This window comes from Caballeronia sp. M23-90, assembly GCF_053574605.1.
Genome location: NZ_JBSIPA010001093.1, coordinates 1 through 222, shown reverse-complemented (window position 1 = coordinate 222; position 222 = coordinate 1). Strand labels below are relative to the sequence as shown.

General features: G+C 60.8%; 1 pseudogene. It reads right to left on the bottom strand.

What is annotated here, in order from left to right:
- Positions 1-222: pseudogene (locus tag ACRXB1_RS37940) on the bottom strand (hypothetical protein); the annotation flags it as partial.

The window sequence follows — 222 nt, the reverse complement described above, 5'->3', positions numbered from 1 at the left end:
TGGGTGTTTACATTCAGTGAGCAAGCGTCAAGTTTTATGCGGGTTTGGGATTCCTTCTTTTTGGGTGGGTTGATCCATGCGGCGACGGGCAATTCGGGTGGTCGCGGTGCGACACGCTTGAAGCGCTCGGGGTGGGCCAGGAAGGCGGCATCCAGGGTGGCGCAGCGCGTTCTGGTGAGCGCTTGAGCGCCGCCGTAATGAACGGTGTGCGGGGTCATGAGC